The 25,098-nt window shown below is 38.0% G+C and carries 27 protein-coding genes and 1 other annotated feature; of the genes, 24 read left to right on the forward strand and 3 right to left on the reverse strand.

What is annotated here, in order from left to right; genetic code table 11:
• The first annotated feature begins 42 nt into the window (after positions 1-42).
• The 13 genes from ACYT32_RS02445 (at position 43) to recN (ending at position 10,084) form a co-directional block, all read left to right on the forward strand.
• Entirely contained in the window at positions 43-1,608 is a 1,566-nt protein-coding gene (locus tag ACYT32_RS02445; RefSeq protein ID WP_395264279.1) for a hypothetical protein, read from the forward strand.
• A 44-nt stretch (positions 1,609-1,652) separates the two neighbouring features.
• Positions 1,653-1,720, forward strand: a sequence feature (ribosomal protein L21 leader region).
• 9 nt (positions 1,721-1,729) lie between these two features.
• Positions 1,730-2,041 (forward strand): 50S ribosomal protein L21, encoded by a 312-nt coding sequence (gene rplU / locus ACYT32_RS02450; RefSeq protein WP_395264281.1) that lies wholly within the window; start codon positions 1,730-1,732, stop codon positions 2,039-2,041.
• A gap of 2 nt (positions 2,042-2,043) precedes the next feature.
• Positions 2,044-2,388, forward strand: a complete 345-nt coding sequence (locus ACYT32_RS02455) for a ribosomal-processing cysteine protease Prp (protein WP_395264283.1) — start codon at positions 2,044-2,046, stop codon at positions 2,386-2,388.
• Positions 2,389-2,400: 12 nt separating this feature from the next.
• Positions 2,401-2,673 carry a 50S ribosomal protein L27 gene (rpmA, locus tag ACYT32_RS02460; protein ID WP_395264285.1) on the forward strand — a complete coding sequence of 91 codons (273 nt, stop codon included), beginning with the start codon at positions 2,401-2,403 and terminating at the stop codon, positions 2,671-2,673.
• Positions 2,674-2,816: 143 nt separating this feature from the next.
• The gene (gene efp / locus ACYT32_RS02465; RefSeq protein ID WP_395264286.1) at positions 2,817-3,380 is read left to right on the forward strand and encodes an elongation factor P; all 564 of its coding nucleotides are present in this window, start codon (positions 2,817-2,819) and stop codon (positions 3,378-3,380) included.
• Between the two features lie 23 nt (positions 3,381-3,403).
• A complete protein-coding gene (locus ACYT32_RS02470) occupies positions 3,404-3,823 on the forward strand; it encodes an Asp23/Gls24 family envelope stress response protein (protein WP_395264287.1) in 420 nt (139 codons plus the stop codon).
• A 5-nt stretch (positions 3,824-3,828) separates the two neighbouring features.
• Positions 3,829-4,233 carry a transcription antitermination factor NusB gene (nusB, locus tag ACYT32_RS02475; protein WP_395264288.1) on the forward strand — a complete coding sequence of 135 codons (405 nt, stop codon included), beginning with the start codon at positions 3,829-3,831 and terminating at the stop codon, positions 4,231-4,233.
• 26 nt (positions 4,234-4,259) lie between these two features.
• Positions 4,260-5,120: a bifunctional 5,10-methylenetetrahydrofolate dehydrogenase/5,10-methenyltetrahydrofolate cyclohydrolase gene (locus ACYT32_RS02480; protein ID WP_395264289.1), complete on the forward strand. Its 861-nt coding sequence runs from the start codon at positions 4,260-4,262 to the stop codon at positions 5,118-5,120.
• Entirely contained in the window at positions 5,113-6,462 is a 1,350-nt protein-coding gene (gene xseA / locus ACYT32_RS02485; protein ID WP_395264290.1) for an exodeoxyribonuclease VII large subunit, read from the forward strand. The genes ACYT32_RS02480 and xseA overlap by 8 nt, the downstream gene beginning before the upstream one ends.
• The gene (locus ACYT32_RS02490) at positions 6,455-6,691 is read left to right on the forward strand and encodes an exodeoxyribonuclease VII small subunit (RefSeq protein ID WP_395264291.1); all 237 of its coding nucleotides are present in this window, start codon (positions 6,455-6,457) and stop codon (positions 6,689-6,691) included. The genes xseA and ACYT32_RS02490 overlap by 8 nt, the downstream gene beginning before the upstream one ends.
• A gap of 3 nt (positions 6,692-6,694) precedes the next feature.
• Positions 6,695-7,543, forward strand: a complete 849-nt coding sequence (locus tag ACYT32_RS02495; protein ID WP_395264292.1) for a polyprenyl synthetase family protein — start codon at positions 6,695-6,697, stop codon at positions 7,541-7,543.
• A 10-nt stretch (positions 7,544-7,553) separates the two neighbouring features.
• Complete coding sequence (locus ACYT32_RS02500) at positions 7,554-8,378, forward strand: TlyA family RNA methyltransferase (RefSeq protein ID WP_395264293.1); 825 nt, start codon at positions 7,554-7,556, stop codon at positions 8,376-8,378.
• 8 nt (positions 8,379-8,386) lie between these two features.
• Complete coding sequence (gene recN, locus ACYT32_RS02505; protein WP_395264295.1) at positions 8,387-10,084, forward strand: DNA repair protein RecN; 1,698 nt, start codon at positions 8,387-8,389, stop codon at positions 10,082-10,084.
• Here recN and ACYT32_RS02510 read toward each other — a convergent pair.
• The gene (locus ACYT32_RS02510) at positions 10,076-10,396 is read right to left on the reverse strand and encodes a hypothetical protein (RefSeq protein WP_395264297.1); all 321 of its coding nucleotides are present in this window, start codon (positions 10,394-10,396) and stop codon (positions 10,076-10,078) included. The two genes, recN and ACYT32_RS02510, sit on opposite strands and share 9 nt — an antisense overlap.
• 177 nt (positions 10,397-10,573) lie before the next feature.
• Here ACYT32_RS02510 and gmk point away from each other — a divergent pair, with 177 nt between their 5' ends.
• The 11 genes from gmk (at position 10,574) to ACYT32_RS02565 (ending at position 23,899) form a co-directional block, all read left to right on the forward strand.
• A complete protein-coding gene (gene gmk / locus ACYT32_RS02515; RefSeq protein WP_395264299.1) occupies positions 10,574-11,185 on the forward strand; it encodes a guanylate kinase in 612 nt (203 codons plus the stop codon).
• Positions 11,186-11,191: 6 nt separating this feature from the next.
• On the forward strand, positions 11,192-11,446 hold the full coding sequence (gene rpoZ, locus ACYT32_RS02520) for a DNA-directed RNA polymerase subunit omega (RefSeq protein WP_395264301.1): 255 nt from the start codon (positions 11,192-11,194) through the stop codon (positions 11,444-11,446).
• A gap of 83 nt (positions 11,447-11,529) precedes the next feature.
• Positions 11,530-13,938, forward strand: a complete 2,409-nt coding sequence (gene priA / locus ACYT32_RS02525; RefSeq protein ID WP_395264303.1) for a primosomal protein N' — start codon at positions 11,530-11,532, stop codon at positions 13,936-13,938.
• 13 nt (positions 13,939-13,951) lie between these two features.
• Positions 13,952-14,902, forward strand: a complete 951-nt coding sequence (fmt, locus tag ACYT32_RS02530; protein ID WP_395264304.1) for a methionyl-tRNA formyltransferase — start codon at positions 13,952-13,954, stop codon at positions 14,900-14,902.
• Positions 14,892-16,220: a 16S rRNA (cytosine(967)-C(5))-methyltransferase RsmB gene (gene rsmB, locus ACYT32_RS02535; RefSeq protein WP_395264305.1), complete on the forward strand. Its 1,329-nt coding sequence runs from the start codon at positions 14,892-14,894 to the stop codon at positions 16,218-16,220. The genes fmt and rsmB overlap by 11 nt, the downstream gene beginning before the upstream one ends.
• Before the next feature lie 19 nt (positions 16,221-16,239).
• Positions 16,240-16,986 (forward strand): Stp1/IreP family PP2C-type Ser/Thr phosphatase, encoded by a 747-nt coding sequence (locus ACYT32_RS02540; RefSeq protein WP_395264306.1) that lies wholly within the window; start codon positions 16,240-16,242, stop codon positions 16,984-16,986.
• Positions 16,987-18,945: a Stk1 family PASTA domain-containing Ser/Thr kinase gene (pknB, locus tag ACYT32_RS02545; RefSeq protein WP_395264307.1), complete on the forward strand. Its 1,959-nt coding sequence runs from the start codon at positions 16,987-16,989 to the stop codon at positions 18,943-18,945.
• 3 nt (positions 18,946-18,948) lie between these two features.
• Positions 18,949-19,839 carry a ribosome small subunit-dependent GTPase A gene (rsgA, locus tag ACYT32_RS02550; protein ID WP_395264308.1) on the forward strand — a complete coding sequence of 297 codons (891 nt, stop codon included), beginning with the start codon at positions 18,949-18,951 and terminating at the stop codon, positions 19,837-19,839.
• 13 nt (positions 19,840-19,852) lie between these two features.
• Positions 19,853-20,527: a ribulose-phosphate 3-epimerase gene (gene rpe / locus ACYT32_RS02555; protein WP_395264310.1), complete on the forward strand. Its 675-nt coding sequence runs from the start codon at positions 19,853-19,855 to the stop codon at positions 20,525-20,527.
• Positions 20,524-21,183, forward strand: coding sequence for a thiamine diphosphokinase (locus ACYT32_RS02560; protein WP_395264311.1), 660 nt, complete (start codon positions 20,524-20,526; stop codon positions 21,181-21,183). Before rpe ends, ACYT32_RS02560 begins: the two co-directional genes overlap by 4 nt.
• 502 nt (positions 21,184-21,685) lie before the next feature.
• Positions 21,686-23,899, forward strand: a complete 2,214-nt coding sequence (locus tag ACYT32_RS02565; RefSeq protein ID WP_395264312.1) for a hypothetical protein — start codon at positions 21,686-21,688, stop codon at positions 23,897-23,899.
• Between the two features lie 79 nt (positions 23,900-23,978).
• Here ACYT32_RS02565 and ACYT32_RS02570 read toward each other — a convergent pair whose 3' ends face one another.
• Both ACYT32_RS02570 and rpmB read right to left on the reverse strand, forming a co-directional pair.
• Positions 23,979-24,785, reverse strand: a complete 807-nt coding sequence (locus ACYT32_RS02570) for a hypothetical protein (RefSeq protein ID WP_395264313.1) — start codon at positions 24,783-24,785, stop codon at positions 23,979-23,981.
• Positions 24,786-24,867: 82 nt separating this feature from the next.
• A complete protein-coding gene (rpmB, locus tag ACYT32_RS02575; RefSeq protein ID WP_010019437.1) occupies positions 24,868-25,053 on the reverse strand; it encodes a 50S ribosomal protein L28 in 186 nt (61 codons plus the stop codon).
• Between the last annotated feature and the right edge of the window lie 45 nt (positions 25,054-25,098).

A 25,098-nucleotide genomic window follows, 5' to 3' on the forward strand; every position in this document is an offset into this window, starting at 1 on the left:
TAGTATAATGAAATCATAGTTTTGATTTTAAAGGAGTTACCCATGCCAAAGCTTTCTGGGAAAAATATTATTTTAGGTCTTTTATTTTTAGGGTTGAGTATTTTTTATAGCATTATTTTTTTACAACATATCGATTTCAGCCAGACAACGATTTTTAATCTCGTCCATTTGAAAAGTTTGGGTAACGTCTTCACTTCACCGATAAATTTTGACTATTGGAATCATTCGGGTTCACAGATCAATTTATTCAGTCCTTGGCTGAGTTTGCTGCCAGGGTGGTTATTGGTCAGTCTGGACACTTATTTTGGTTTTATCGTCTATTTTGGGCTGATAACTTTTTTGACATTATTGAGTGCATATTTTTATATGAACAAATTTGCCAATAACACGTTTGAGGCTCTATTCTTTGCTGTTTTTTATACTTTTTCAATTGGCCGTTTCAATTTGATCTTTCATCAGCAGCGGATTGAGAACTATCTGGTCTTGATTTTTCTACCGATGGTTTATTACGGAGTAAATTTGTTTTTTAAGAATCAGCGTTGGCAAACATTGACTTGGGGTTGTGGATTAACTTTCTTGACAGCACCTTATATGGCGATTGTGGTCGTTTTAACCATACTACCCATATACTTCCTAGTACTATTTAAAAAATCGACTCACAGCTGGAAATATTGGCGAAAATTGGCGTTGAATTCTTTGATCGTTTTAGGGATGTCAGTCTTAATTTCAGTCGGATTTGTGGGACCCATGCTGCAAGTTCAACTGTCTAGGCCCCTAGTACAGACGCCGATTAAAAATATCGATTATCAACAGTGGTTCCAACGGCTTAATTTACCAGCAGTACAAGTGTATTTGTTGATAGGAATAGCTTTTTTGCTACTATTAGTCGTTATCGTGACTTTCCTTAAGAGCCGTTTCAGTTATAAGATAATGATCTTAGAAATGATCCCCCTAACTGTGATTTCACTGATCAAGTTGCCGAAGTTTGATTTAGATTACTCTCGATTGATTTTTTCAGCACAAATTATTTTGGAATTATTTCTCATAATTTTAATATGTCGGATAGTTATTTTGGTTTTCCAAGAATTTCCAAGTTTGATCAAATTAATTCTCATGGTCGTAACAATCGGTGCGATGATTTTCTTGACGATCAATCAAGCAGCTCAAATTCACCCTCAGACTAATTTAACAGCGGCCCAGAATTTTGATTATCAAAAGTTCATTGTGAATTACCATGATCAAGCGGCTAATGGCCGTAATATTGTTTTAGTAGACCATGAACCGGTGAAAGTTTCATACCATACTAAGCCTAATAATTATTGGCTTCAATATTACGATACCGGGACTTCTATTCTGGACTTGCCAATCCAAAATTATGACGCCTTTAACGTTCAGCTCAATAATGAGGCGGTGAAAGTTTTCAAGTCAGCTCGTCAGACAATCAGTTTAAAGACGCAACCGAACAAGAATATTATTGAGATTCAGTCAGGCTATAATGTAGTTGGAATCGTTTCATTATTGATCAGTTTGTTAGGTTTTCTAGGGTTAAGTTATTGCTCCTGGCCAAAGAGTCGGTTTTTCAGCAAAAAAAGTCCTAAGAAGAGTTGAAAAAGCAAGTAAAATTTGCTATATTTTATAAGTTGCAATCACTATTGCATCTACAACCGCTCAAAATCGGGTTTAAGCTTAGTGCACCTGATTGGCGAGTCTTAGAAGGGAGTGTACGCTTATGTACGCAATTATTAAAACTGGTGGTAAGCAATATAAAGTTGAAGAAAATGCTTCAATTTATGTTGAAAAGCTTGATGTCAAAGAAGGGGACGCAGTTACATTTGATGATGTAATCTTAGTTTCTGACGGCGACAACATTAAGATTGGTAGCCCTGTAGTTTCAGGCGCTAGTGTTTCTGGTAAGGTTGAAAAACAAGGTAAGGAAAAGAAAGTTGTTACTTACAAGTACAAACCTAAGAAGCATTCACATACAAAGACTGGTCACCGTCAACCATATACAAAGGTACTTATCGACAGTATCAAGGCTTAATCATGATTAAAGCAAGTTTTCACCAGAATTCAGATCAGAAGATTGATTCCTTTTTAATTAAAGGACATGCTGATTCGGGCCCTTATGGTCAAGATTTAGTTTGTGCCGCAGTATCGGCGGTGACAATTGGAACAATCAATAATCTGGAAAAACTGACTGAGGTTAAACCTCAAGTTGTCATGGATGAAGTAAACGGTGGGCATCTCGGATGCCAATTTGACAAAGCGATATCACATGATACTGCCTTGTTATTGGATAATCTATTTTGGATTCTTAAAGATATTGAAAATAGTTATTCCAAAAACATTGAAGTTCAAGTACAAAAAAATAAGATAGATCTTGATTAGGAGGTAAACTTCATGCTTAAGATGAATTTACAATTTTTCTCTCACCATAAGGGTGGTGGATCAACAAGTAACGGCCGTAACTCTGCAGGTCGTAGATTAGGTGCAAAACGTGCTGATGGCCAAGCTATCAAAGCTGGTTCAATTATTTACAGACAACGTGGTACAAAGATTCACCCAGGTACAAACGTTGGACGTGGTGGCGACGATACATTGTTCGCTCTTACAGATGGCGTTGTTAAGTTCGAAAGACTTGGCAAAGACAAGAGAAAAGTTTCAGTATACTAAAATATTGATAAAAAAGAGGACAATGTTCCTCTTTTTTTTATATAATAAGGTTGAGTTATTGCCATTAACCAGTAAATATTGGTAAGATAATGTATAGTGTTTTTTAATTGGCAAAAACAGTGAATTAATCAAGGGAGAAAAAAATGGCTATTTCAGTAAATGATTTTAAAAATGGTTTAACAATTGAAGTAAAAGATGGGATTTGGCGTGTTATTGAATTTCAACATGTTAAGCCAGGTAAAGGTAGCGCCTTTGTTCGTTCAAAGTTAAAGAACTTGAGAACCGGTGCTGTTCAAGAAATGACTTTCAGATCAACTGCTAAGGTTGAAAAAGCCAACATTGAAAATAAAAAGATGCAATATCTATATGCCGATGGTGAAAACCACGTCTTCATGGATACTACAACTTACGAACAATTAACTATTCCTGCAGAACAAATTCAAGATGAATTGAAATACTTGAAGGAAAACATGGAAGTTAATATTATGATGTACAACGGTGAAACACTTGGGGTTGATGTACCTAACACAGTTGATCTTAAAGTTGTCGAAACTGAAGCTTCAATCAAAGGTGATACACAATCAGGTGGTTCAAAACCAGCTACAATGGAAACAGGATTAGTTGTGCAAGTACCTTTCTTCGTTAACGAAGGCGACATGTTAACTGTTAATACACAAGATGGTACTTACATTTCACGTGCTAATTAATAACTGATTATGGAGATAAGTTTATGGCTGAACAAAAATATGTTTCTCTACAACAAGATAGTGGAAAAATAAACGGTAATGTTGAAATATCACATCAAGTTATTGAGATCCTCTTGGGAATTGCAACCAACCAAGTCGATGGCGTCTATGAAATGCGTGGAACTATTTCAAGTCGGATAGATTCACTCTTTGGACGGATCAACCATGGTAAGGGTGTTGATGTTTCATTTGATGAAGATAAAATATCGGCCGATGTATATGTATATCTTGAATACGGCGTATCGATTCCAAAGGTGTCCTTGGAGATCCAAAAATCAGCCATTGAACAACTTGAATTCATGACCGATTTAGATTTAAGTGAAATTAATGTGCATGTTGTCGGTTTGATCGCAAAAAGAGAAACTGGCGAAATAGACCGTGTAACAACAGACGAAAAGGAATAATACTAGTGATAAGTAGACATAAGATCAGAGAACTAGCAGTTCAATCACTATTTTCCATTGAAACGACTCAGGAGACTCCCGAACTTGCAATCGCATCTACCATGCAATTATGTGATTTAAATGACGAGACAGTCCCTGATTATTTGACATTCTTAGTTTCTGGTGCCGTAGAACACCAAGCAGAACTCGATTCACAAATCGCCAAATATTTGAAGAATAAATGGACGGTGCAACGTTTGTCTCGAATTGATCGAGCAATTTTGCGTGTCGGTCTATTTGAAATGGAAAACAGTTTAGAAGTACCAAAGAAAGTCGCAATTGACGAAGCTATCGAAATTGCTGGCGACTTTGGCGACAAGGACTCTAAGTCCTTTGTTAATGGGATTTTATCTAATTTTGTAGAAGGGTAAAGGCTGGTAAATTTACCAGCCTTTTTATGGTAATTAGTGTGAAATTATTAGAAGGTAAAAAAGTAGCAGCCGCTTTAGATGAAACAATGACCCAACGGGTAGACCAATTGAAGGCTAAAGGTATTACACCTGGATTAGCCGTGATCTTAGTTGGCGATAATAGTGCCAGCGCCGTTTATGTGCGAAACAAAAAACGCCGTGCGGAAAAACTTGGAATTGATTTCCAATTGATCCATTTCCCAACTGAAGTTACCGAACAAGAATTGTTAGCCAAGATCGACGAACTGAACCATGATCCAGCAATTGACGGTTTCATCGTGCAATTGCCTGTCCCAGATCATATTGATGAAGATAAGGTCATTGAAGCGATTGACCCACACAAAGACGTCGATGGATTTACACCGATCAGTGTCGGCAATCTCTGGATTGGAACACCACTAACCAAACCAGCCACTGCTTCAGGAATTTTGATGATGCTAGACCACTACAACGTTGAGCTTGATGGGAAAAACGTTGTAATCGTTGGTCGTAGCAATATTGTTGGAAAACCAACTGCTGCTTTAATGTTAGATCGTAATGCCACTGTAACGATCACTCATTCACATACTAAGAACCTAAAAGAAATTACAAGTAAGGCTGATGTGCTCGTCGTTGCTATTGGAAAAGCTAAATTTATCACAGCTGATTACGTCAAAGATCAAGCAATTGTGATCGATGTTGGAATGGATCGTGATGAATTTGGAAAGCTTTGTGGAGATGTTGATTTTGATGACGTCAAGGCTAAGGTAAGTATGATGACACCTGTACCCGGTGGTGTTGGTCCAATGACAATCACAGCATTGGTAGATCAAGTGATCGAATTAGCCGAAGGCAGGGCCAATGGATAGTGAACAATATTTAACGGTTACAGCTTTGAGCCAATATTTGAAAAGAAAATTTGACGTGGACCCTTATTTGGGCCACGTCTATTTGGTGGGGGAGATTTCTAATTTTCGATTGCGTCCTCATGCCCATCAATACTTTTCTTTGAAAGACGAAAAAGCTAAGATTTCAGCAATTATGTTCAAAAGTAGTTTTGAAAAGGTCAAATTTCAGCCCGAAGAAGGGATGCAAGTCCTTGTTCAAGGCCGGATCTCTTTGTATGAACCAAGTGGTTCTTACCAGATCTATGTTGACTCAATGGAGCCCGCTGGTTTAGGTGCTTTGTATGCTGCATTTGAACAGTTGAAAAAGAAACTAGCTGCCGAAGGCGTTTTTGATTTACCTAAAAAAACGATCCCACAATTTCCCCGTCGGATCGCAGTAGTGACTAGTGAGTCTGGAGCGGTGATTCATGATATTATGACCACCGTTAGCCGACGTTTTCCAATCGTTCAACTAGTTTTATACCCTGCTCAAGTTCAAGGGGAAGGGGCTGCGGAAACGATCGTCGAACAGATTCAAAAAATCAATCAAGCTGGAAATTTTGATACGATGATCATCGGTCGTGGTGGTGGGTCTATCGAAGACTTGTGGCCATTCAATGAGGAGATCGTCGCTCGGGCAATCGTTGACAGTCAAATTCCCGTCATTAGTTCTGTCGGTCATGAAACTGATACGACAATTGCAGATCTTGTGGCCGATTTAAGAGCTGCTACACCGACCGCTGCTGCAGAATTAGCTACCCCAGTCTTGAGTGAAGTGCTGCAACACCTTCAAGATCTTCGTACAAGACTGTATGGCGCTCAAAATAATATCTTGATGAGTTATCAGCAACGACTCAAAACTCTGTCTCAGAACGTCTTTTTACAGCATCCTGAGCGAATCTATGCAGTTTACTTACAAAAGGTCGATTATTTGAAAGATAAATTGCACAATAATATCAATAACAATGTCAATAATTCTAAAAGCCGTTTGATCAATGATGCCAATCGCTTAGTCCAAGTTTCTCCACGTGAGAAAATCTATAGTTATTCAAATCAAGTAAATCGTAATTATCAGATTTTAATCAACAATGTTAATAAAATTATCAATCGAAATCGTAATTTATTTAACAAACAGGTAGTAGCCTTAGATTCACTTAGTCCTTTAAAGACTTTGAGTCGTGGTTATGCGATTGCAACCAATGAAACTGGTCAAGTCTTGCGTGATGTGCAGGATTATCAAGTTGGTAAACCAGTAGATTTGAAGGTCGAACACGGACATGTTAAGTTAATAACCAAAGAAGTAAGCGAGGATAAAAATGGCTGACAAAAAAACTTTTGAAGATAATTTAGCTGATTTAGAAAAAATAGTTGCTGACCTTGAAGCTGGCAATGTGCCATTGGAAGAAGCAATGGAGAAGTTTAAAAAAGGCGTTACGCTTAGTAAAGATTTAGAGAAAACCTTGAGTGATGCTGAAGCTACCGTTACTAAGATCATGACTAAAGATGGCCAAGAAGTTGCCATGAAAGATGATCAATCCGAGGAAAATAAATAATTTATGGAAATTAAAAAATTTAACGAATTTTCAGCCCAAGTCCTACCTGACTTCAATAAATTTTTAAACGATAAGTTAAATACCGAGATCAAGCAAGAGACTTTGCGAGAGGCAATGCTGTATTCATTGGATGCAGGTGGCAAACGAGTTCGTCCGATGTTATTATTGGCCACCGCATACTCTTCTGGTATAAAGCTGGCTGATTTGCCAAAATTCTTTGATATTGCCGGCGCTGTGGAATTGATTCATACATATTCTTTGATTCACGATGATCTGCCAGAGATGGACGATAGTGATTATCGGCGTGGTAAGTTGGCTAATCATAAGAAATTTGGTGTCGGCCCAGCGGTTTTAGCCGGTGATGGTCTTTTGACTCAAGCTTTTTATTGGATTGCTAAGTCTGACTTAAGTACCGATAAACGTATGGCTGCAGTCAGAATTTTGGCTCACAATGCTGGTCCAATGGGAATGGTAGCTGGTCAAATGACTGATATCACTATGGAAGACAAGCAATTGACTGAATCACAGTTGACAACTTTACATAAGGAAAAGACGGCTGATTTAATTACCGCTGCCGTGACGATCGGAGCTTTTTGTGCCGGACATGACCTGTCTAAGAACTTAGTTCAATACGCAAATGATATTGGATTGGCTTTCCAACTCAAAGATGATCTCAATGACGCTGACGATGGCGAAGACGTTAATAAGAATACTTTTCCTAATTTAATTGGAAAAGAAGCCACTGAAACTAAGCTTTCAGAGTTGACTAAAGATGCATTAAACGCTGTCTTAAAAGAAACAGAATTTGATAAAAACTTATTAGTAAGCTTTTTGGATTATTTTAAAGAATAGGTGACACATATTGGCAAAAAAGAGAATTGATGTTTTATTAGTTGAACAGAATTTATTTGAATCAAGAGAACAAGCTAAGCGTTCGATCATGGCTGGTGAAGTTTACAATCAAGATAATTTGCGTTTCGATAAACCCGGTGAAAAGGTTGATCCAGAGACAGTCTTTCACTTGGCTAAAAATGCTCATAGTAAATATGTCAGTCGTGGAGGCTATAAGCTGGAAAAAGCTTTGAAGTCTTTTGATATCGACTTGAAAGATCGAATCTGTCTTGATATCGGTTCATCAACTGGTGGTTTTACTGATGTGGCTTTACAAAATGGGGCTACAAAGGTTTATGCCCTAGATGTAGGATACAATCAGTTAGCTTGGAAATTGCGTCAAGACGAGCGGGTCGTTGTGATGGAACGAGTTAATTTCCGTTATAGTAAACCAGAAGACTTTCATGAAGGTTTGCCTCAATTTGCGATGACTGATGTGTCATTTATTTCTCTTGAATTAATTTTGCCACCAATGTTCAATATTATTTTGCCAGGAGCCGATGCTGTTTGTTTGATCAAGCCTCAATTTGAAGCTGGTCCAGAAAATGTAGGTAAACACGGAATCGTTCGAGATCACAAAGTTCACCAAATGGTTCTGGAAAAGATCACTGATTTTGCTAAAAATGCTGGATTTATTGTGTCAGGACTCGACTTTTCACCAATCAAAGGTGGCGAAGGCAATATTGAATTCTTGATGCATATTCAAAAGCCAGCCCAAGAACAAGCTGGTGAAATTTTAGAAAATGTTTCCATTGCTAAGACGATGGAACAGGCATACTCAAGTCTTAATAAATAGGTGAAATAATGCTAAAAAAATTAATCATCAATAATTTTGCAATTATTAATAAATTGCAGATTGATTTTCATGACGGAATGACGGCCTTAACTGGTGAGACTGGTGCTGGTAAATCAATTATTATCGATGCGTTAGGATTATTAGTTGGTAGTCGATCATCAATCGATTTTATTAGAACCGGACAAGAGCAATTAAATGTGCAGGGACTATTTGAGGTGAAATCAAGTAGTCCTCTTTTTGCAATTTTGGACGAGTATGGCATTCGTCACGAAGACAACCAGTTGATTATCAAACGTGAGATCAACCGTAAGGGACGTAATGTTTGTCGAATCAATAATGAATTAGTCAAAACTAACGTCTTGCGACAAATCGGTCGCTTTTTAGTCGAGATTCATGGTCAAAATCAACAACAAGAACTATTAGATGAAGACAATCACATTAATATCTTGGATCGTTTCGCTGACGAACAATTTCAAAATGATTTAATGCAATATCAAAAGTTGTACGAAAACTATCAAGACAAACGTGCTCGTTTAAGAACAATCCAAAAGAATTCGCAAAATTTGGTTCAGAGAATCGATATGTTGAAGTTTCAGATTGAAGAGATCGACAGTGCTCAATTATCAGCCGGTGAAGATGACCAGCTTGAAGACGAAAAGAATCAATTGGCCAATTTTGAAAAGATCAGTTCAGCTTTGCAGGAGAGTTATCAAGGATTGTCCCAGAATAACACTGGCGTAGTCGATGCTTTGGGAAATGTTCGTGACCAACTAGAAGATATTATGGATTACGATCAGTCTTACAAAGAACTCTACGATTCAGTCAATGGTGCTTATTATCAGCTCCAAGACAATGCGGCAACGATTGCTGACCAATTAGAGAGTTTGGACTTTGACGAGAACCGCTTGGATGATATTCAAAAACGTCTAATTACCTTAGATGGTCTTAAGAAAAAATATGGTCCTACTTTAGATGAAGTAATTGAATTCGGTCAAAAGGCTCACGCTGAATTGCAAGAGATTGATATTGATGATACAACGGAAGCTAAATTGGAAAAAGAAATCGCTGATTTGCATACCAAATTGGAAGATTTGGGCAAGGCTCTTTCCAAACAACGTCACCAGACAGCGACGATGTTAGAAAAGGCGATCAATCACCAGTTGAATGACTTATACATGCCAAATGCCCGCTTCGGAGTTAGTTTTACGTCACTCGAGGAAGATAATTTATCAATTCAAGGAATCGATCAAATTCATTTCGATCTGAAAACTAATATTGGTGAAGACTTTAAACCGTTAGTAAAAGTTGCCTCTGGTGGTGAATTGTCGCGTGTGATCTTAGCTTTTGAAGCCATTATTGCTGAAAAGATGAATGTTGAAACAATCGTTTTTGATGAAATTGATACTGGAGTCAGTGGCCGAGTGGCACAGGCGATTGGCGATAAAATTTACAAAGTGGCGCAGTCGCTGCAAGTTCTTTGTATCACGCATTTGCCACAAGTAGCGGCGATGAGCGATCGTCAATTTGAAATCAAAAAAGAGACCGTAAAGGACAAAACCGAGACTAAGGTTTCGTTACTAAACGATCTCCAACGTGTGGATGCTATTTCACTGATGTTAGCTGGAACAAAGGTGACTGATTTGACTAGAAAGCATGCTAAAGAATTATTAGAATTAGCCCAAGGCGAACAAAAGCGGCTAGACTAAGTTGATTGACTTGATTTGATCGAGCATGACGATCTCGAAAAGTGCTTTGTTCAACTTAAAAACGTATTTATTTTGATTAACTTGTGAAATAAATTTGCCTTGAAGCTGCTTGTCGTTTAACATTGTAATAACGACAGAATAATTGTTGTGAAAACTTTGTTCTGCGAAAAGTTCTAATTGCATTAAAGGCATTTGTTTTACTAGAGTTTTAGGTGTAACTTTAAGGTTAAAATCGAAATTATTATTAAGGAAATTTGTGGTATTGCTGATTAAATTGTTAGTGAAACGATTGTGTAGTTGTTTTGCTTGCATTTTTAAGCCCCCGAACACTTGTTTGTATCTACATTATACGAACAAGCGTTCGAAAGAGCAACTTTATTTACAGAATTCTTAATAATTTTTTTCGACCTCATGCGTGACTCTTGAAAAACGGCTGATTTTATTGCATGATAGATATCATATTATATAGATAGTAGGGATAATTTAATTATGTCAAAAAGGGGAATGTTAATCGTTTTATCAGGTCCATCTGGAGTAGGTAAAGGAACTGTTAGAAAAGCGATGTTGAAGAATTCATCAATTAAATTTGATTATTCTGTTTCGATGACTACTCGTCAAATGCGCCCTGGCGAGGTCGACGGAGTCGATTATTATTTCCGAACCAACGATGAGTTTGAAGAAGAAATAAGAAATGGTGGCATGTTGGAATATGCTAAATATGTTGACCATTATTACGGCACACCATTAAAATATGTCAATCAAAAACTTGATGCTGGAATCGACGTCTTATTAGAGATCGAAGTTAACGGAGCTATGCAAGTTCGTGAAAAGATGCCTGATGGCGTATTTATTTTCCTAACACCACCTGATTTGACTAGTTTGAGAGACCGGATTACTCATCGTGGTACTGACGATGAAAAGACGATCGACAAACGCATGGAAAAGGCCAAAAAAGAAATTAAAATGATGACAAGCTATGACTATGCCGTCGTTAATGATAAAATACCTAATGCAGTTGAAAAAATTGAAGGTATAATTAGAAGTGAACACTTGAGAGTGGCACGTGTAATTGACCAATACAAAAAAATAATAGGAGATTGATAATTTATGATTATTTATCCATCAATTGATAAACTTTTAGATCGAGTTGATTCTCGCTATTCACTAGCAGTATTAGCTGCTAAACGTGCACACCAACTAGAAAATGGCGATATTGAACTATTGAACCATTACGAATCACCAAGAACTGTTGGTCGCGCTTTTGAAGAAATTGCTGACGATAAAATTGAAATCGATCCAAATTCAATTTTGCTTGAAAAAGAAGCCGAAAAGGTTGAAGAAGAGAAAAAAGACGAAAACTAATAAATTATTCCTTCACTGATTTTCGAATTAGTGGGGGCTTTTTTATTTAAAAACAAACAATTTTGCAAATAGGTGGTTTTAAGATGTCAGTAGCAGAGATAATTGTTGATGTTCCAACGATGCAGACTAATCGACCATTCGAATATTCAATTCCCACTGCTTTGACTGATGTAGTTGTGCCGGGGATGCGAGTTGAAGTTCCTTTTGGCCGTGGTAAAAGACAAATTCAAGGTTTTGTAATGAAAGTTAAATCTGACAGTGATTTTCAGGGTAAACTCAAGCCGATTACCCGCGTGATCGATCTAAAACCGGTCCTATCTCAGGAAATGTTAGCTTTATCGTCCTGGCTAGCCGATCGGACATATTCCTTTCAAATTTCTTGCCTGCAAACGATGTTGCCTAGCGTCATGCGGGCTAAATATCGTCAATTTGTCGTGCCTTTGAAAACCAATGATCCTGAAGTTTCTGATTTATTGAAAGGCCAAGCTAGCTTAGAGATTACCAATCAGATCGATGCAGAGACTATTAAGGTCATTAATAAATTACGGAAAAAACAGCTGGTCGATATTCAATATGTGGTTGAGAATCAGGCGGCTCAAGTCAAACGTCAAGCAATCACGACGGATCTGAATGTGATTCAGTTACATGAAGCCAAGAGTAAACTGCGGGCTAACGCCAAAGCCCAAATTAAATTACTCGATTTTTTGATTTCTCAAAAGGTCGAGTTGCCAATTGAATTTAGCGATTTAGAAAAAAATTATGGTATCTCCCGTGCAGCTGTAAAGACGGCCGAAAAGAATGGCTTAGTTAAAATCGTCGAATTGACCAAATTACGTAAACCAGTCGGGATTGCCCCTGAAAAAACAACTAAATTAGCTTTGACAGATGAACAAACCGAAGCAGTTAATGCAATCGACCATGCTATTGTCCAAGAAAAGCCAACAACCTTTTTGATTGAAGGCGTTACTGGTAGTGGCAAGACCGAAGTATACTTACAAACGATTGAAAAGGCGATTGAATCTCAGAAGACAGCTTTGATGCTCGTGCCGGAAATATCTTTGACTCCGCAAATGGTTAACCGGGTCGTAGGTCGCTTTGGCGATCAAGTAGCAGTTTTACACAGTGGTTTGTCCAATGGCGAACGTTACGATGAGTGGACCAGAATTGAGAATCATCAAGTTAAAGTGGTTGTCGGAGCTAGAAGTGCTGTCTTTGCGCCTTTAGATAAAATTGGTTTGATCATTATTGATGAGGAACATGAAGCTAGTTATAAACAAGATGACAATCCTCGTTATCATGCCAGGGATGTGGCTCTTTGGCGTGCAAATGTCAATAAATGTCCAGTCGTGTTGGGGAGTGCCACACCTAGCTTAGAGTCGCGGGCTAGAGCCCAAAAGGGTGTATATCAGCTTATTAGAATGAAAAAACGGATCAATAATCAAACCTTACCTAAAGTTAAGATCGTTGATATGCGTGATGCCAAAAATTCAGCAATCAAAGGTGACTTTTCACCTGATTTGACTCAAGCCTTGCATGAAACATTATCGCGACATGAACAGGCAATTATCCTTTTAAATCGTCGTGGTTACTCATCATTCATGATGTGTCGAGAGTGCGGTTTTGTATTGAAATGTCCAAATTGCGATGTTTCACTAACTTATCATAAGGATCTGGGAAAAATGAAATGCCATTATTGTGGACATGAAGAACCAGTTCCTAAAATCTGTCCTAATTGTCACAGTAAGCGAATTGGTTTTTACGGTACGGGAACTCAGAATATTGAACAACAATTAAATGACCTTTTCCCAGAGGCTAAAGTGTTGCGCATGGATGTCGATACGACTAGAAGAAAGGGTGCTCATGCAAAAATTTTAAGTCAGTTTGGTCATCATCAAGCGGATATCTTGTTAGGTACCCAGATGATTGCCAAAGGCCTGGACTTTCCAGACGTGACCTTGGTTGGAGTTATTAATGCTGATACTACTTTGAGTTTGGCAGACTTTCGAGCTAGTGAGCGTACCTTTCAACTATTGACTCAGGTCAGCGGTCGGGCTGGTCGGGCTCAAAAAGTCGGTCACGTGATTATTCAGACTTTTAATCCGGATCATTACGCCATCAAGGATGCCGCCAAGCAAGATTATGAGACATTTTTCAAACAAGAGATGTATCTGCGTCATCAGTCGAATTACACGCCATATTATTTTACAACGCTGATCAGTGTGGCTAATAAGGATGAAGGACAGACGCTCAAGCAAAGTTATTGGCTGAAAAAACAGCTTCAGAGCGTCTTATCGAAAGATGCAATTTTGTTAGGACCAAGTCCCACGATGATTTCTCGCAAACAAAACAAGTATTATTATCAAATTATTGTAAAATATAAACATGAACCGCAATTGCATCAGAGGCTTTTGGAAATATTGAATGAGACCCAAGCTGATGCCAAAAAAGGTTTCACAGTTGCAATTGACAACGAACCACAACATATTGATTAATGAGGGTGATTGAATGACAAAAATAATTTTCTTAGGTACACCAGAGTTTTCAGCGACAGTCTTGAAGGGCTTGCTGAAGGAAGGCTATGAGGTAATTGCTGCAGTTACCCAGCCCGATAAGCCAGTGGGTAGAAAGCAAAAACTGCAAAAGAGTCCAGTTAAGCTCGTGGCTGAGGATGAAAACATCAAACTTTACCAACCAGTTAAATTGCCAGGTAGTCCTGAAGTTGAAGAATTGAAAGCTTTAAAGGCCGATTTGATCATCACCGCTGCTTATGGACAATTCTTACCAACCAGTTTTTTGGAATCAGCTAAGGTTGCAGCTATCAACGTTCATGGTTCACTATTACCCAAGTATCGTGGTGGCGCCCCTATCCAATGGTCCTTACTCAATGGCGATAAAGAGACTGGAATTACCATTATGTACATGGTCAAAGGCATGGATGCTGGAGATATCATTAGCCAAGAAAAGCTGGCAATCACTCCAGAGGACGATAATGGGACGCTGTTCGATAAAATGGCAATTGTCGGACGAGAACTTTTACTAGATACAATTCCTAAGATTCTTAGTGGCGATATTCACCCCATTAAACAAGATCCCAAAAAAGTTGTATTCTCGCCCAATATTTCTAAAGAGCAAGAAAAAATTGATTTTACAAAGCCGGCTGAAGCAGTCTTTAATCAAATCAGAGCTTTGAGTCCTGACCCAGGCGCTTGGACGATGATCAACAATCAGAGAACAAAGATTTATCAGACTACGGTTGAAAAAATTGATTCTCATCAAGCAATAGGTACAGTTTATGATTTAGGAAAGAAACGGTTAGTAATTGTTTGTGGCGACGGGCAAGGGCTTAGTATTAAAAAGATCCAACCAGCAGGCAAAAAAATGATGGATATTGCTAACTATATGAATGGTTTAGGCAAGAATTTAGAAAAAGGACAACAAATAATAGATGAAAAATAATCCTCGTGAATTAGCAGTCGAAGCACTAACCCGAGTATTCCAAAATAAAGCTTACTCAAATATTGAAATTAATAATCTTTTGAAGAAGTCTGAATTAACAGACGCTGATAGTCGCTTGATGACCAATATCGTTTATGGCGTCATTCAACATAAGTATGTTTTGGAATATCAATTGGAGCCATATATCAAAGATAAAAAACTCGATCTATGGTTGAATTTGTTGTTACAAACGGCAATTTATCAAATGTGTTATTTGGACAAGATTCCACCTCATGCAATCTTGAATGAATCGACAGAAATTGCCAAAAAGCGTGCTAATCAAGGTGCTGCTAATTTAGTAAATGCCGTGTTGAGAAACTTTCAACGTCACGGTGCAAAAGCGATGCCTGGCAAAGAGACGGTTTATGATCTCAGCAAGCTTTACAGTGTCCCACGTTGGCTAGTGGAACTTTTTGATGAACAATTGGGAGTAAAGCAAACGAAAGCTGTACTTGAGACGATCAATCAAGCTTCGAGTGTTTCGATTCGGGTTAATACCAATAAAACAACCGTTGCGGCATTACAAAAAGAGTTGCAGGCAGCAGGATTTGACGTTGAACCAAGTAAAATTTCTCCAGTAGGGTTAGTTTGCGAACATGGCAATCTGGTCGATACCCCTCAGTTCAAGGCTGGATTGTATACCATTCAAGATGAAAGTTCGATGTTAGTAGCTCCTGCTTTGGATTTACAGCCTAATAGTCGTGTACTCGATGCATGTGCAGCTCCAGGTGGAAAAACGACTCACATTGCAAGTTATCTAACGGCAGGTGAAGGTGAGGTCTATGCCTTAGACATACATAAGCATAAGACTAAATTGATTCGAGAAAACGCACAACGCATGGGCTATTCAGATATAATCAGTACAGGGGCAGTTGATGCGCGTAAAGCTAAAGATATTTTGAATACAACTTTCGATAGAATTTTAGTCGATGCCCCATGTTCAGGTCTAGGCTTGATCAGAAGAAAACCAGAGTTGCGTTATTTCCGTCAACCAGAAGACTTAATGAATTTACAAAGAGTTCAACTCCAGATTCTCGACAGTTTGGTCGACTTATTGGAAGTCAATGGTAAGATGGTCTTTAGTACTTGTACCTTCGACAATGAAGAAAATGAACAAGTAGTTGAAAAGTTTTTGGCTGCTCATAAGAACTTTGAGTTAGTACCAGTTAAGCATACTGCAAATCTTGATAAATCAGTCAAAGACGGCATGCTAAAAGTCCTACCAAGCGATTACTTTACAGATGGTTTCTTCATAGCTACTTTCGTTAGAAAAAATTAAAGAGGTAAGGTTCAAACTGATGGAATATGCGTTATTAACTGATGTTGGAAAACTCAGAGAAAACAACCAAGATTACGTAAATGTTTTCAAAAATAAAAAAGATATCGTCTTCGGAATCGTCGCTGACGGTATGGGTGGACACCGTGGTGGCGATGTAGCTTCTGATATGGCTGTATCCCATTTAGGACACAACTTTGAAGAATCTGACGTTGATGATATCGATCAATTACGTGAATGGATCATTCGCGAATTGAGTAAGGAAAACGATCGAATCATTTCTGTCTCCAACCAATTTGATGATTTGAATGGAATGGGGACAACCATGGTCGGCGTTTTCTTTATCGGCACCAAGATGATGGTCGTTAACGTTGGCGATTCCCGTTGTTATATTTATACAGACGGTGAGCTGAAGCAATTGAGCGTCGATCATTCATTAGTCCACGAATTGTTAGAAACTGGACAGATCAGTCCTGAAGAGGCTGAAAATCATCCTCAAAAAAATATTATTACGCAGACACTGGGGGTTTCACAGACTGTGCAGCCTCGAGTGAAGGATTTTGACTTAGTCGATCATTCAATAATTTTGTTGTGCACCGACGGTTTAACCAATATGGTGCCTGAAAATGAAATCAAAGACGTTTTGGCTAAAAAAATTGATTTGGAAGCGAAATGTCATGTTCTGATCGACAAGGCGAATGCTGCGGGTGGAAGAGATAATATTACCGCCTTACTCTTTTCTACTGGAAAAGATGGAGGTAATCACTAGATGGAGAAAGGTTACCTAGTAGGCGGTCGTTATGAGATCCTAGGTACGCTTGGCGAAGGCGGAATGGCCAATGTTTATTTGGCCAATGACACGCTTTTGAACCGGAAAGTTGCAGTTAAAGCTTTGCGGTATGATCTTCAAGATGATGAATCGGTTAAAAGGAGATTTGGGCGTGAAGCCAAGGCAACTAGTGGTCTGTCGAATCCGAATATTGTTAATGTTTTAGACGTTGGAAATGATAATGGTGTCCAGTTCATCGTCATCGAATACGTCGATGGTCCAAATTTGAAAAAATATATCAGAACTCACTTTCCAATTCCTTACCGTGAGGTAGTCGATATTATGAAACAGATCTGTATGGCTGTTTCTGACGCTCACGAACATGGAATTATTCATCGTGATTTGAAGCCAGAAAATATTTTGGTCGATGAAAAGAAAGATCCGATTCAAGTGAAGGTATCTGACTTTGGAATTGCTTTAGCATTGAGTGAACGTTCAATTACGAGAACTAACTCACTATTAGGTTCAGTTCATTACATGTCGCCAGAACAGATCAAAGGACGTTCAGCTACAGTCTTATCAGATATTTATGCTTTAGGGATAATTCTATTTGAATTGTTGACGAAACATGTTCCATTTACTGGTGATACAGCCGTTACCGTGGCATTAAAGCATTCTAAAGAAGAAATGCCTGATTTGAAAAAGATTGATCCCGATATTCCACAACCGTTGGAAAATGTTGTTTTAAAGGCAACCGCCAAGGACCCTGATCAACGTTATCAGTCAGTCAGAGAAATGCGGGATGATCTTAATACTTGTTTGATGCCGGAGCGGGCCAAAGAGCCCAAGTTTATTCCAACGCCGATTGATAACTTGGAAGAGACTCGGGTGATGGAGCCGCTTGATTCAAAAAGTGAAAAATCAGCAACACCAGAAAAAAATTCCAAACGAATGTCGAAGAAACAAAGACGGATCTTATTGCTATCGATCTTGCCGATAGTTTTGTTGTTATTCATAATTGCTATGGTCATCAAGAGCAATCAGGAGACGACGGTTCCTGATCTGTACAATTTGACGTTGAAACAAGCCAACGTGATGTTAAAGAGTTCTAATTTGACCGAAGGCGATATTTCTAAGGAAAATAACGATGATGTGGAAGCAGGGCATGTGATCAAGTCAATTCCAACTAAAGGATTGAAGTTGAAGAATGGTGCTAAGGTCAATTTGGTTATCAGCTTAGGTGCGACTTACTATAAGATGCCAAAACTGATTGGTAAGCAATACGAAGATGTGTCTGATAATTTGAAGAAGCGCGGCTTCAATGTCAAAGTTAAATACAAGGCTACAAACGCTTATCAATCCGGTACGATTTTGGATCAAAGTATTCCTAGTGGCAAAAAAGTTGTCACCAAGAATAAGGCTTTGACTTTAACAGTCGCTAAAGTTAAAACCGTCAAACCAAAGATGGTCAAAGTTCGAGATTTAACTGGCTATAATCTAAAGAGTATTCAAGATTATGCTTCAGAAGCTGGTTTGACCTTAGAGACAAATTACCAGTATTCTGATGATATTGCAGAAGGCATTTTGATTAGTCAAGATCCTGCTGCCAATAGTACAATTAGTCAAGGTGGTACCTTATCAGTTGTCATTTCTAAAGGAGCTGACCCTGACAAGTCAAGTAGCACTAGTGATGATTCAAGCAATAACAGTAACAGTAGTACGTCAGGAACCAAAACAGTTACTAAAGATATAACGATTCCGTACGACAGCAGTGGCAATAATAATGTCACGATATATATTTCAGATGCCACACATAGTATTACCAATGCTTACCGGACAATGACTATAACTAACGATACTCCGGTGACATTGAGTTTTAATTTAAAAGACGGACAGACCGGAGCTTATATAGTTGAACGTGATAATAAGACTGTGTTAGGCGGTTCGGTCAATGGGTGATGTATGGGACGAATAGGTAGAATTATTAAGTCGATCAGTGGCTTCTACGACGTTTTAGATGATGAGAGCGAACAGCTGATTAGAACACGGGCACGAGGAAACTTTCGTAAGCGCAAGATCAAACCGCTAGTTGGTGACAAAGTTAAATATGACGACACTGGTGACCTAGGGTATATTTTGGAAATTTTACCTCGAGAGAACAGTCTAGTGCGGCCGCCAATCAGTAACATTGATCAAGCTATCGTAGTGACTTCAGCTGCGGAGCCAAACTTTTCGAGTAATCTTTTGGATAAGATTTTACTTAATATTGAGCATAATGAAATCGAACCTTTGATCTTTTTGACAAAAGCTGATCTTTTGAATTCTGAAAAGTACCAAGCTTTAAAAGAAATCTTGGCAGGTTATCACCGAGCTGGCTATCAGGTTTTTGATGATCAAGATAGCTATAATGATCATCAAGTTAAGGCTCTTGAAAGTACCTTCAAAGACAAAGTCACGGTTTTTACTGGTCAATCTGGTGCCGGAAAGTCAACCTTGCTGAATCATATTGATACCGAATTGGGATTAGCAACAGCTGAGATCTCTCAAACGTTGAATCGTGGGAAACATACTACTCGGCAAGTGTCGCTCTTTAACATTGCTTTGGGGTTGGTTGCTGATACGCCGGGATTCTCATCGCTTGATTTGTTGGAGATCACTCCTGAAGAATTGCCTAATTTATTTCCTGAGTTTGTGAAATACAGTGTCAATTGTCAATTTCGTGGTTGTCGTCATATTAATGAGCCCAACTGTGCTGTCAAAGAAGCGTTAGCAGAAGGTGAGATAATGAAGAGTCGTTATGACAATTATCTTTACTTTTTGAATGAAATAAATTCTTATAAAAAAAGATATTGAGGAGCTGATTTAAATGACTGTAAAAATTGCACCATCAATTTTATCTGCAGATATTATGAACTTAGAAAGAGATGTTAAAGCCGCTGAAGCCGCCGGTGCTGACGTTTTTCATATTGATATGATGGACGGTAATTTTGTTCCCAATATGTCCTTTAGTCCTGCCGTGGTTGAAGGGATGCACCGAGTTACTGATAAACCACTTGATATTCATATGATGATGGATAATCCTGACTTCTATGTGAAACCAGTGATCGAGGCTGGAGCTAGCACTGTTTTGATTCACGCTGAGAGTACTCGTCATATTTATCGGTCAATCGAATTAGTCAAAAGTTGTGGAGCAAAGGCTGGAGTAGTCATCAATCCGGGCACGCCTCTAGAAACTGTCAAAGAATTGTTTCCTATCATTGACCGTATCTTAGTTATGACTGTCAATCCTGGCTTTGGTGGTCAAGCCTTTATTCCTGGAATGACAAAGAAGATTCAACGTTTGGATCAATTGAGACAAACTGCTGCGGATGATAATTTTGACATTGAAGTCGACGGTGGAATCAATCCTGATACGATTGCACAATGTGCTAAAGCAGGTGCAGACATTTTTGTCGCCGGATCTTATCTGTTTAATGGTCAAACCGGCTTAAAAGACCGTATTGATGGCTTACGTTCAACTGCTTTGGATGCTAAACAATGAAACGGGTAAATGTCTTACTAGGTGGTCCGGTTAGCGAATATCCTAAAGAATTGAGCCAAAGCATCAAGGCCATTCCTGGACCTTGGGTTGGTGCTGACCGAGGCAGTTTCTACTTACTCGAACACGGAGTTGTACCAGATATTGCTGTTGGAGACTTTGACTCGATTGATCAGGCCGAACAACGTCAACTGAGGAAGAATGTTCCCGTGTTTGAAAAATTTCCTCCAGAAAAAGACGATACAGATTCCGAGCTTTGTTTATTAACCGCTAAGGAACATTTTGATGCACAGGAGTATTATGTTTATGGCGCAACTGGAGGTAGGATTGATCACTTTTTAGTTAACCTCTTCTTGCCATTTGATCCAAGATTTTTTAGTTTTTATGATAAGCTATATTTCAAGTCTGCAACGAATACTATTAGATTTTTTAAACCTGGTAGTTATAACGTTTTTCACGAAAATGGAATGAAATATATTGCATTTGTTAATTTAAGTCCAGTGACGCATTTGAATCTCTATGATGCAAAGTATCAATTGCATGATTTCAATGCAGATCATCCCATTAGTTGGGCCAGTAATGAGTTCGTAACTGATTCAATAAACTTTAGTTTTGAGAGCGGCGTAGTTGCCGTAATTCAAAGTTGTGATAAAAAATAAGTCGCATTATCTCAACAAGTCGTTAATTGACGATTTGATAGATAATGTGGCTTATTTTTTTTGTACAATTTATTTTAATCAACTTTTTTAAATAAATATCGAAAATATTATTTGAAATAAACCCTCCATAAACGTTGTTGCAATAAGGAAAATTCAAATCATATAAAAATATTTTAGTAAATGTGAATACAATCACTATATAAATATAAGATAATCAGAGTGAAGAAATCGCTTACAGAGCCTAGGAACAGTATTTCTATCAATTTAAGGAGGATATTCCATGGATCAACAATTGATACTACGGATTCAAAATACCGAAATAATTTTGAGATAGAAACAACGATGAAGACGAGAAATATTCAATAAAAATCATGAAAGATACAAAAGGATAGCAAATCATCTTCAGTTAAAAATCAGCGGTTAAATAGATAACGAATAAAAAATCTTGCTTTGACCAGATATCCTTTAGGAACTTCTTTCGATTAAACAGGAGGAAGCTAAGATGATCATACGTAAAAAGCTACAAAAATTTATAGTTTTAATTACTGCTTTGAGTCTTTTTACAGTATCATGGTCTTCAATATCGCCACAAGTTGTTCAAGCTGGATTAAATAACAATCAGATCAAAACCACAGCAACTGACAGTACCAACGGTCCCAAATCCGAGGAAGCTAAAAAGGTTGTTATGGCCAGTCAACAAAAGGCCGAAGAAGATCAAAATTTTGTTCCAGATTTATCGTCGCCCTTTAAACAAGCTAACCAGTCTCAATCGGAATCACCAGAGTTATTAGATAGTTTGAATTCCCCATTGGTTATTACACCAAGATCGAATTTAGCAACTGGAGATTTAGATTCCACTGGGACATATTATTTGCAAGCAAATGTTTCTTATTTAGTTAGAAGTTATTACAATGATACAAATGCGGCAAATAGTACATATATTACTGTCTATAAAGCAGATGGTTCAATTGCCACTCAGGATCTTGTCAGTTTTACACTCTACGAAAATACTGATAAGAACTCGACTAAATATACGGTAGCGGCTGGTGGTAAAAGTAAAACGAATAAGATGGGTGACAAACTTTCTGATGTTAACAATGCTACTAAATCTGGGCTCATCTTCGTTAATACATATAAGCCCGTTGGAATAGGTGGGGGATCGATTCCTGAGGCTATTTACCCTTCCGGTAACTCGTGGTACCCAGTTATGGTATCAGCCACGGTTAAAACTGACCAAGGAACGAATGCAAATCCATATTTGACTGTTTATCAGGCAGATATTAAGGGAACCGTAGGTTCATCCGTTCAGCTTTTCCCAGGTTCTAAAGTTAAAATGTGGTTGAATGATGATATAGCCACAAGAGTATTAGCGGATAATATAAATTATGCTAGAAATGAATTGAAAAATAAAAACATTGCTTCATTGGATGGAAACGTCAAGATAACGTGGAATGTTTGGACAAAAAATGGCAATAAAGGTATATTCCTTAAGACTAGAGAATCAAACTTAATTGATTACACTACTGATCTTAACCAAACAGTTGATCTTTCAAAGATGGATCAGAAATCCTTGAAGTTTGAGCATAATTTCTTTGTAGAAGGCTATTTACAGGATAATTATGTTTTTGTGGATATCGAATTGGGTTATATGACCAAAAAGCCGATTTTGGGTTCAAGCAAACATGCCACATATCGGACTCGAATCGGTAGTTACTATATTAGACCTAGTATAGTTGAACCTATAAAAGCTCCTGTCGTCTCTATGAATAACACTGTTAATAATATGACTGATCCAGGTAAAGATGAAATTGATGCAGAGGGAAACGTCTATACAATTAACCACACCAGTGAAGGTGATATGGTTAAATACAGCAGTAATCTGCGAGTAAATTACGAAGAAGGAGATTCATTAGGCCAGGTACAAGATGGTAAATATGAAGTTTCGATTCCCAAAGGTATGAGTATTACGAACGCCTATTTAGAAGGGGTCTCATCAAATGTTTCAGGTGGCGAGTTCATTGATCCTGAATATATCAATATCACTGATGATCCAAATGATGCTACTAAACAAATTTTAACAATCAGTAATATTCTTTTGAAGGAAAGCACTAGTGTCAGTACTTCTCAAAATGACTTTAAGTTGACTTTTGATGGCAAGATTCCAGAAGGCATGGATAAATCGCATTCATTTACTCCGACCTTTGATGGAATAGGATTTTATGATTCAGCTTGGGAACCAGTGTATGTCGACAAAGCGACCGGTAAACAGAACAATATAAATTTTGATGATGAGGTTGACGAAGGCGAAATAACTATTCATCCGCAAGATATCTCATACGGTACAATGCATCCCTTTGTCGATCAAGATTTATTGAAGGGGCGTGAGACTCCCGATGCCGCACAAGATATTTTGGATGTGAAAGATTCTCGGGCTAACAAGCAGTCAGTTACCATTTCCCTGCAAGCTGCTCCACTAAGTAACAAAGAAATTGGAGATTTTCCTGGAAATTTGGTCTTCATAGACAATTCGGGTGTCAGCCACAGTTTGGAAAACGACAATATTGTCAATATTTTTAAATCAAATGACGGAGAAGAAGTCATGCCAATAAATTGGGTAAAAGACAAAGGATTGTTATTGAGTATTAAGAAGAATAAGAATATTCCTGCTGGAACGTATGAAACTACACTTAATTGGTGTGTGACAAACTCATTGTAAAAAAATAGATAAAATAATCCCGCTATTAATGACTAAAAATCATTTATAGCGGGATTTTATTGTTCAAATTAGTATACAGCTATTTCCTAAATAAATGGTTTTTAGGGATGCGACCACTGACGTGGACTTTGGAAGCAGCGTCGAATTTAAAAATTATATCATCAACTTTAGGGGAGGTATCTTTGACGGTCAGTTGACTTTCAAAGATATTAATCTGAGGCTTCGGAGTCGTAAATTGGAGCTTTATTCCCGTCAAGCTTGAATAACTTTTTAAGGCGATATTCATTCTTGACCCAGAGTCGATAATCAAATCACTAAAATAGGTTTGTGAGTGATGGCGTAGACTTAGCAATTGCTTAATGGTTGCATGTTTTAAATAGGCCTGAGAATTTTTTTGAAATAGCCAGTCAATCATCGTATTCTCAGCATAAAATTGACTATTCTCTAAAGAAAGGCCGACAGCACGCGTTTTTGTGCTCGTCTTAATCTGAGAATCTGTTAAAGAAATCCCAGAGTTTTGACAATAAACAGCGTCCCAATTGTCAAGAGAATCTCGATGAATTGTGATTGCTTGACCATATAATCTAGCCTGATCATAAATTGCCACAGCATTGTCAGCTAGGTTGCTGAAGTGGATAGTTAAGTTTTTTAACAGAACCACAGCCTGATTACCGATATTTAAATTACAATTTAAAACAACTTCTTCTTTATTTTGTCCTAAACCAGTGATGTTAATGTTTTGATTAATATTAAAGTATTGGAGGTCAGCTTTTTTGAAATAATTTCCAGGCATTAGTTGTAAGGTGTCACCAGGCTTTGCTGCTTGAAAAGCTGCGATGAACTCGGTTTCCTTGTGACTTGATCGTCCAACGATGAATGTACTCATTATTTCCTCCATTTCTTTTTAGTTGTAAAATAAAAGAGACTAACATATAATTGTTAGTCTCTTTTAGATAATTAAGTGATAATTATACACGAGTAACTTTTCCTGATTTCAAAGCTCTAGCTGAAACCCAAACACGTTTAGGCTTACCGTCAACCATAATACGAACTTTTTGCAAGTTTGGCTTCCAAGAACGTTTTGATTGGTTAAGAGCGTGTGAACGTTTGTTACCGAACACTGTTTTACGGCCTGTAATAATATCTTTTGCCATGGGACCGACCTCCTTTGGCTACATGTTTTTTCTTTAAAATATCAC

This window comes from Companilactobacillus sp. FL22-3 (assembly GCF_054881455.1).

Coding starts and splice junctions, on each gene's coding strand:
- rpoZ (WP_395264301.1), top strand. CDS start 11,192: ATGATTATTTATCCATCAATTGATAAACTTTTAGATCGAGTTGATTCT.
- efp (WP_395264286.1), top strand. CDS start 2,817: ATGGCTATTTCAGTAAATGATTTTAAAAATGGTTTAACAATTGAAGTA.
- rpmA (WP_395264285.1), top strand. CDS start 2,401: ATGCTTAAGATGAATTTACAATTTTTCTCTCACCATAAGGGTGGTGGA.
- ACYT32_RS02560 (WP_395264311.1), top strand. CDS start 20,524: ATGAAACGGGTAAATGTCTTACTAGGTGGTCCGGTTAGCGAATATCCT.
- ACYT32_RS02445 (WP_395264279.1), top strand. CDS start 43: ATGCCAAAGCTTTCTGGGAAAAATATTATTTTAGGTCTTTTATTTTTA.
- rsgA (WP_395264308.1), top strand. CDS start 18,949: ATGGGACGAATAGGTAGAATTATTAAGTCGATCAGTGGCTTCTACGAC.
- ACYT32_RS02470 (WP_395264287.1), top strand. CDS start 3,404: ATGGCTGAACAAAAATATGTTTCTCTACAACAAGATAGTGGAAAAATA.
- rsmB (WP_395264305.1), top strand. CDS start 14,892: ATGAAAAATAATCCTCGTGAATTAGCAGTCGAAGCACTAACCCGAGTA.
- ACYT32_RS02480 (WP_395264289.1), top strand. CDS start 4,260: ATGGTAATTAGTGTGAAATTATTAGAAGGTAAAAAAGTAGCAGCCGCT.
- ACYT32_RS02495 (WP_395264292.1), top strand. CDS start 6,695: ATGGAAATTAAAAAATTTAACGAATTTTCAGCCCAAGTCCTACCTGAC.
- fmt (WP_395264304.1), top strand. CDS start 13,952: ATGACAAAAATAATTTTCTTAGGTACACCAGAGTTTTCAGCGACAGTC.
- ACYT32_RS02565 (WP_395264312.1), top strand. CDS start 21,686: ATGATCATACGTAAAAAGCTACAAAAATTTATAGTTTTAATTACTGCT.
- xseA (WP_395264290.1), top strand. CDS start 5,113: ATGGATAGTGAACAATATTTAACGGTTACAGCTTTGAGCCAATATTTG.
- rpmB (WP_010019437.1), bottom strand. CDS start 25,053: ATGGCAAAAGATATTATTACAGGCCGTAAAACAGTGTTCGGTAACAAA.
- ACYT32_RS02455 (WP_395264283.1), top strand. CDS start 2,044: ATGATTAAAGCAAGTTTTCACCAGAATTCAGATCAGAAGATTGATTCC.
- ACYT32_RS02570 (WP_395264313.1), bottom strand. CDS start 24,785: ATGAGTACATTCATCGTTGGACGATCAAGTCACAAGGAAACCGAGTTC.
- pknB (WP_395264307.1), top strand. CDS start 16,987: ATGGAGAAAGGTTACCTAGTAGGCGGTCGTTATGAGATCCTAGGTACG.
- ACYT32_RS02510 (WP_395264297.1), bottom strand. CDS start 10,396: ATGCAAGCAAAACAACTACACAATCGTTTCACTAACAATTTAATCAGC.
- gmk (WP_395264299.1), top strand. CDS start 10,574: ATGTCAAAAAGGGGAATGTTAATCGTTTTATCAGGTCCATCTGGAGTA.
- recN (WP_395264295.1), top strand. CDS start 8,387: ATGCTAAAAAAATTAATCATCAATAATTTTGCAATTATTAATAAATTG.
- rpe (WP_395264310.1), top strand. CDS start 19,853: ATGACTGTAAAAATTGCACCATCAATTTTATCTGCAGATATTATGAAC.
- ACYT32_RS02540 (WP_395264306.1), top strand. CDS start 16,240: ATGGAATATGCGTTATTAACTGATGTTGGAAAACTCAGAGAAAACAAC.
- ACYT32_RS02490 (WP_395264291.1), top strand. CDS start 6,455: ATGGCTGACAAAAAAACTTTTGAAGATAATTTAGCTGATTTAGAAAAA.
- rplU (WP_395264281.1), top strand. CDS start 1,730: ATGTACGCAATTATTAAAACTGGTGGTAAGCAATATAAAGTTGAAGAA.
- priA (WP_395264303.1), top strand. CDS start 11,530: ATGTCAGTAGCAGAGATAATTGTTGATGTTCCAACGATGCAGACTAAT.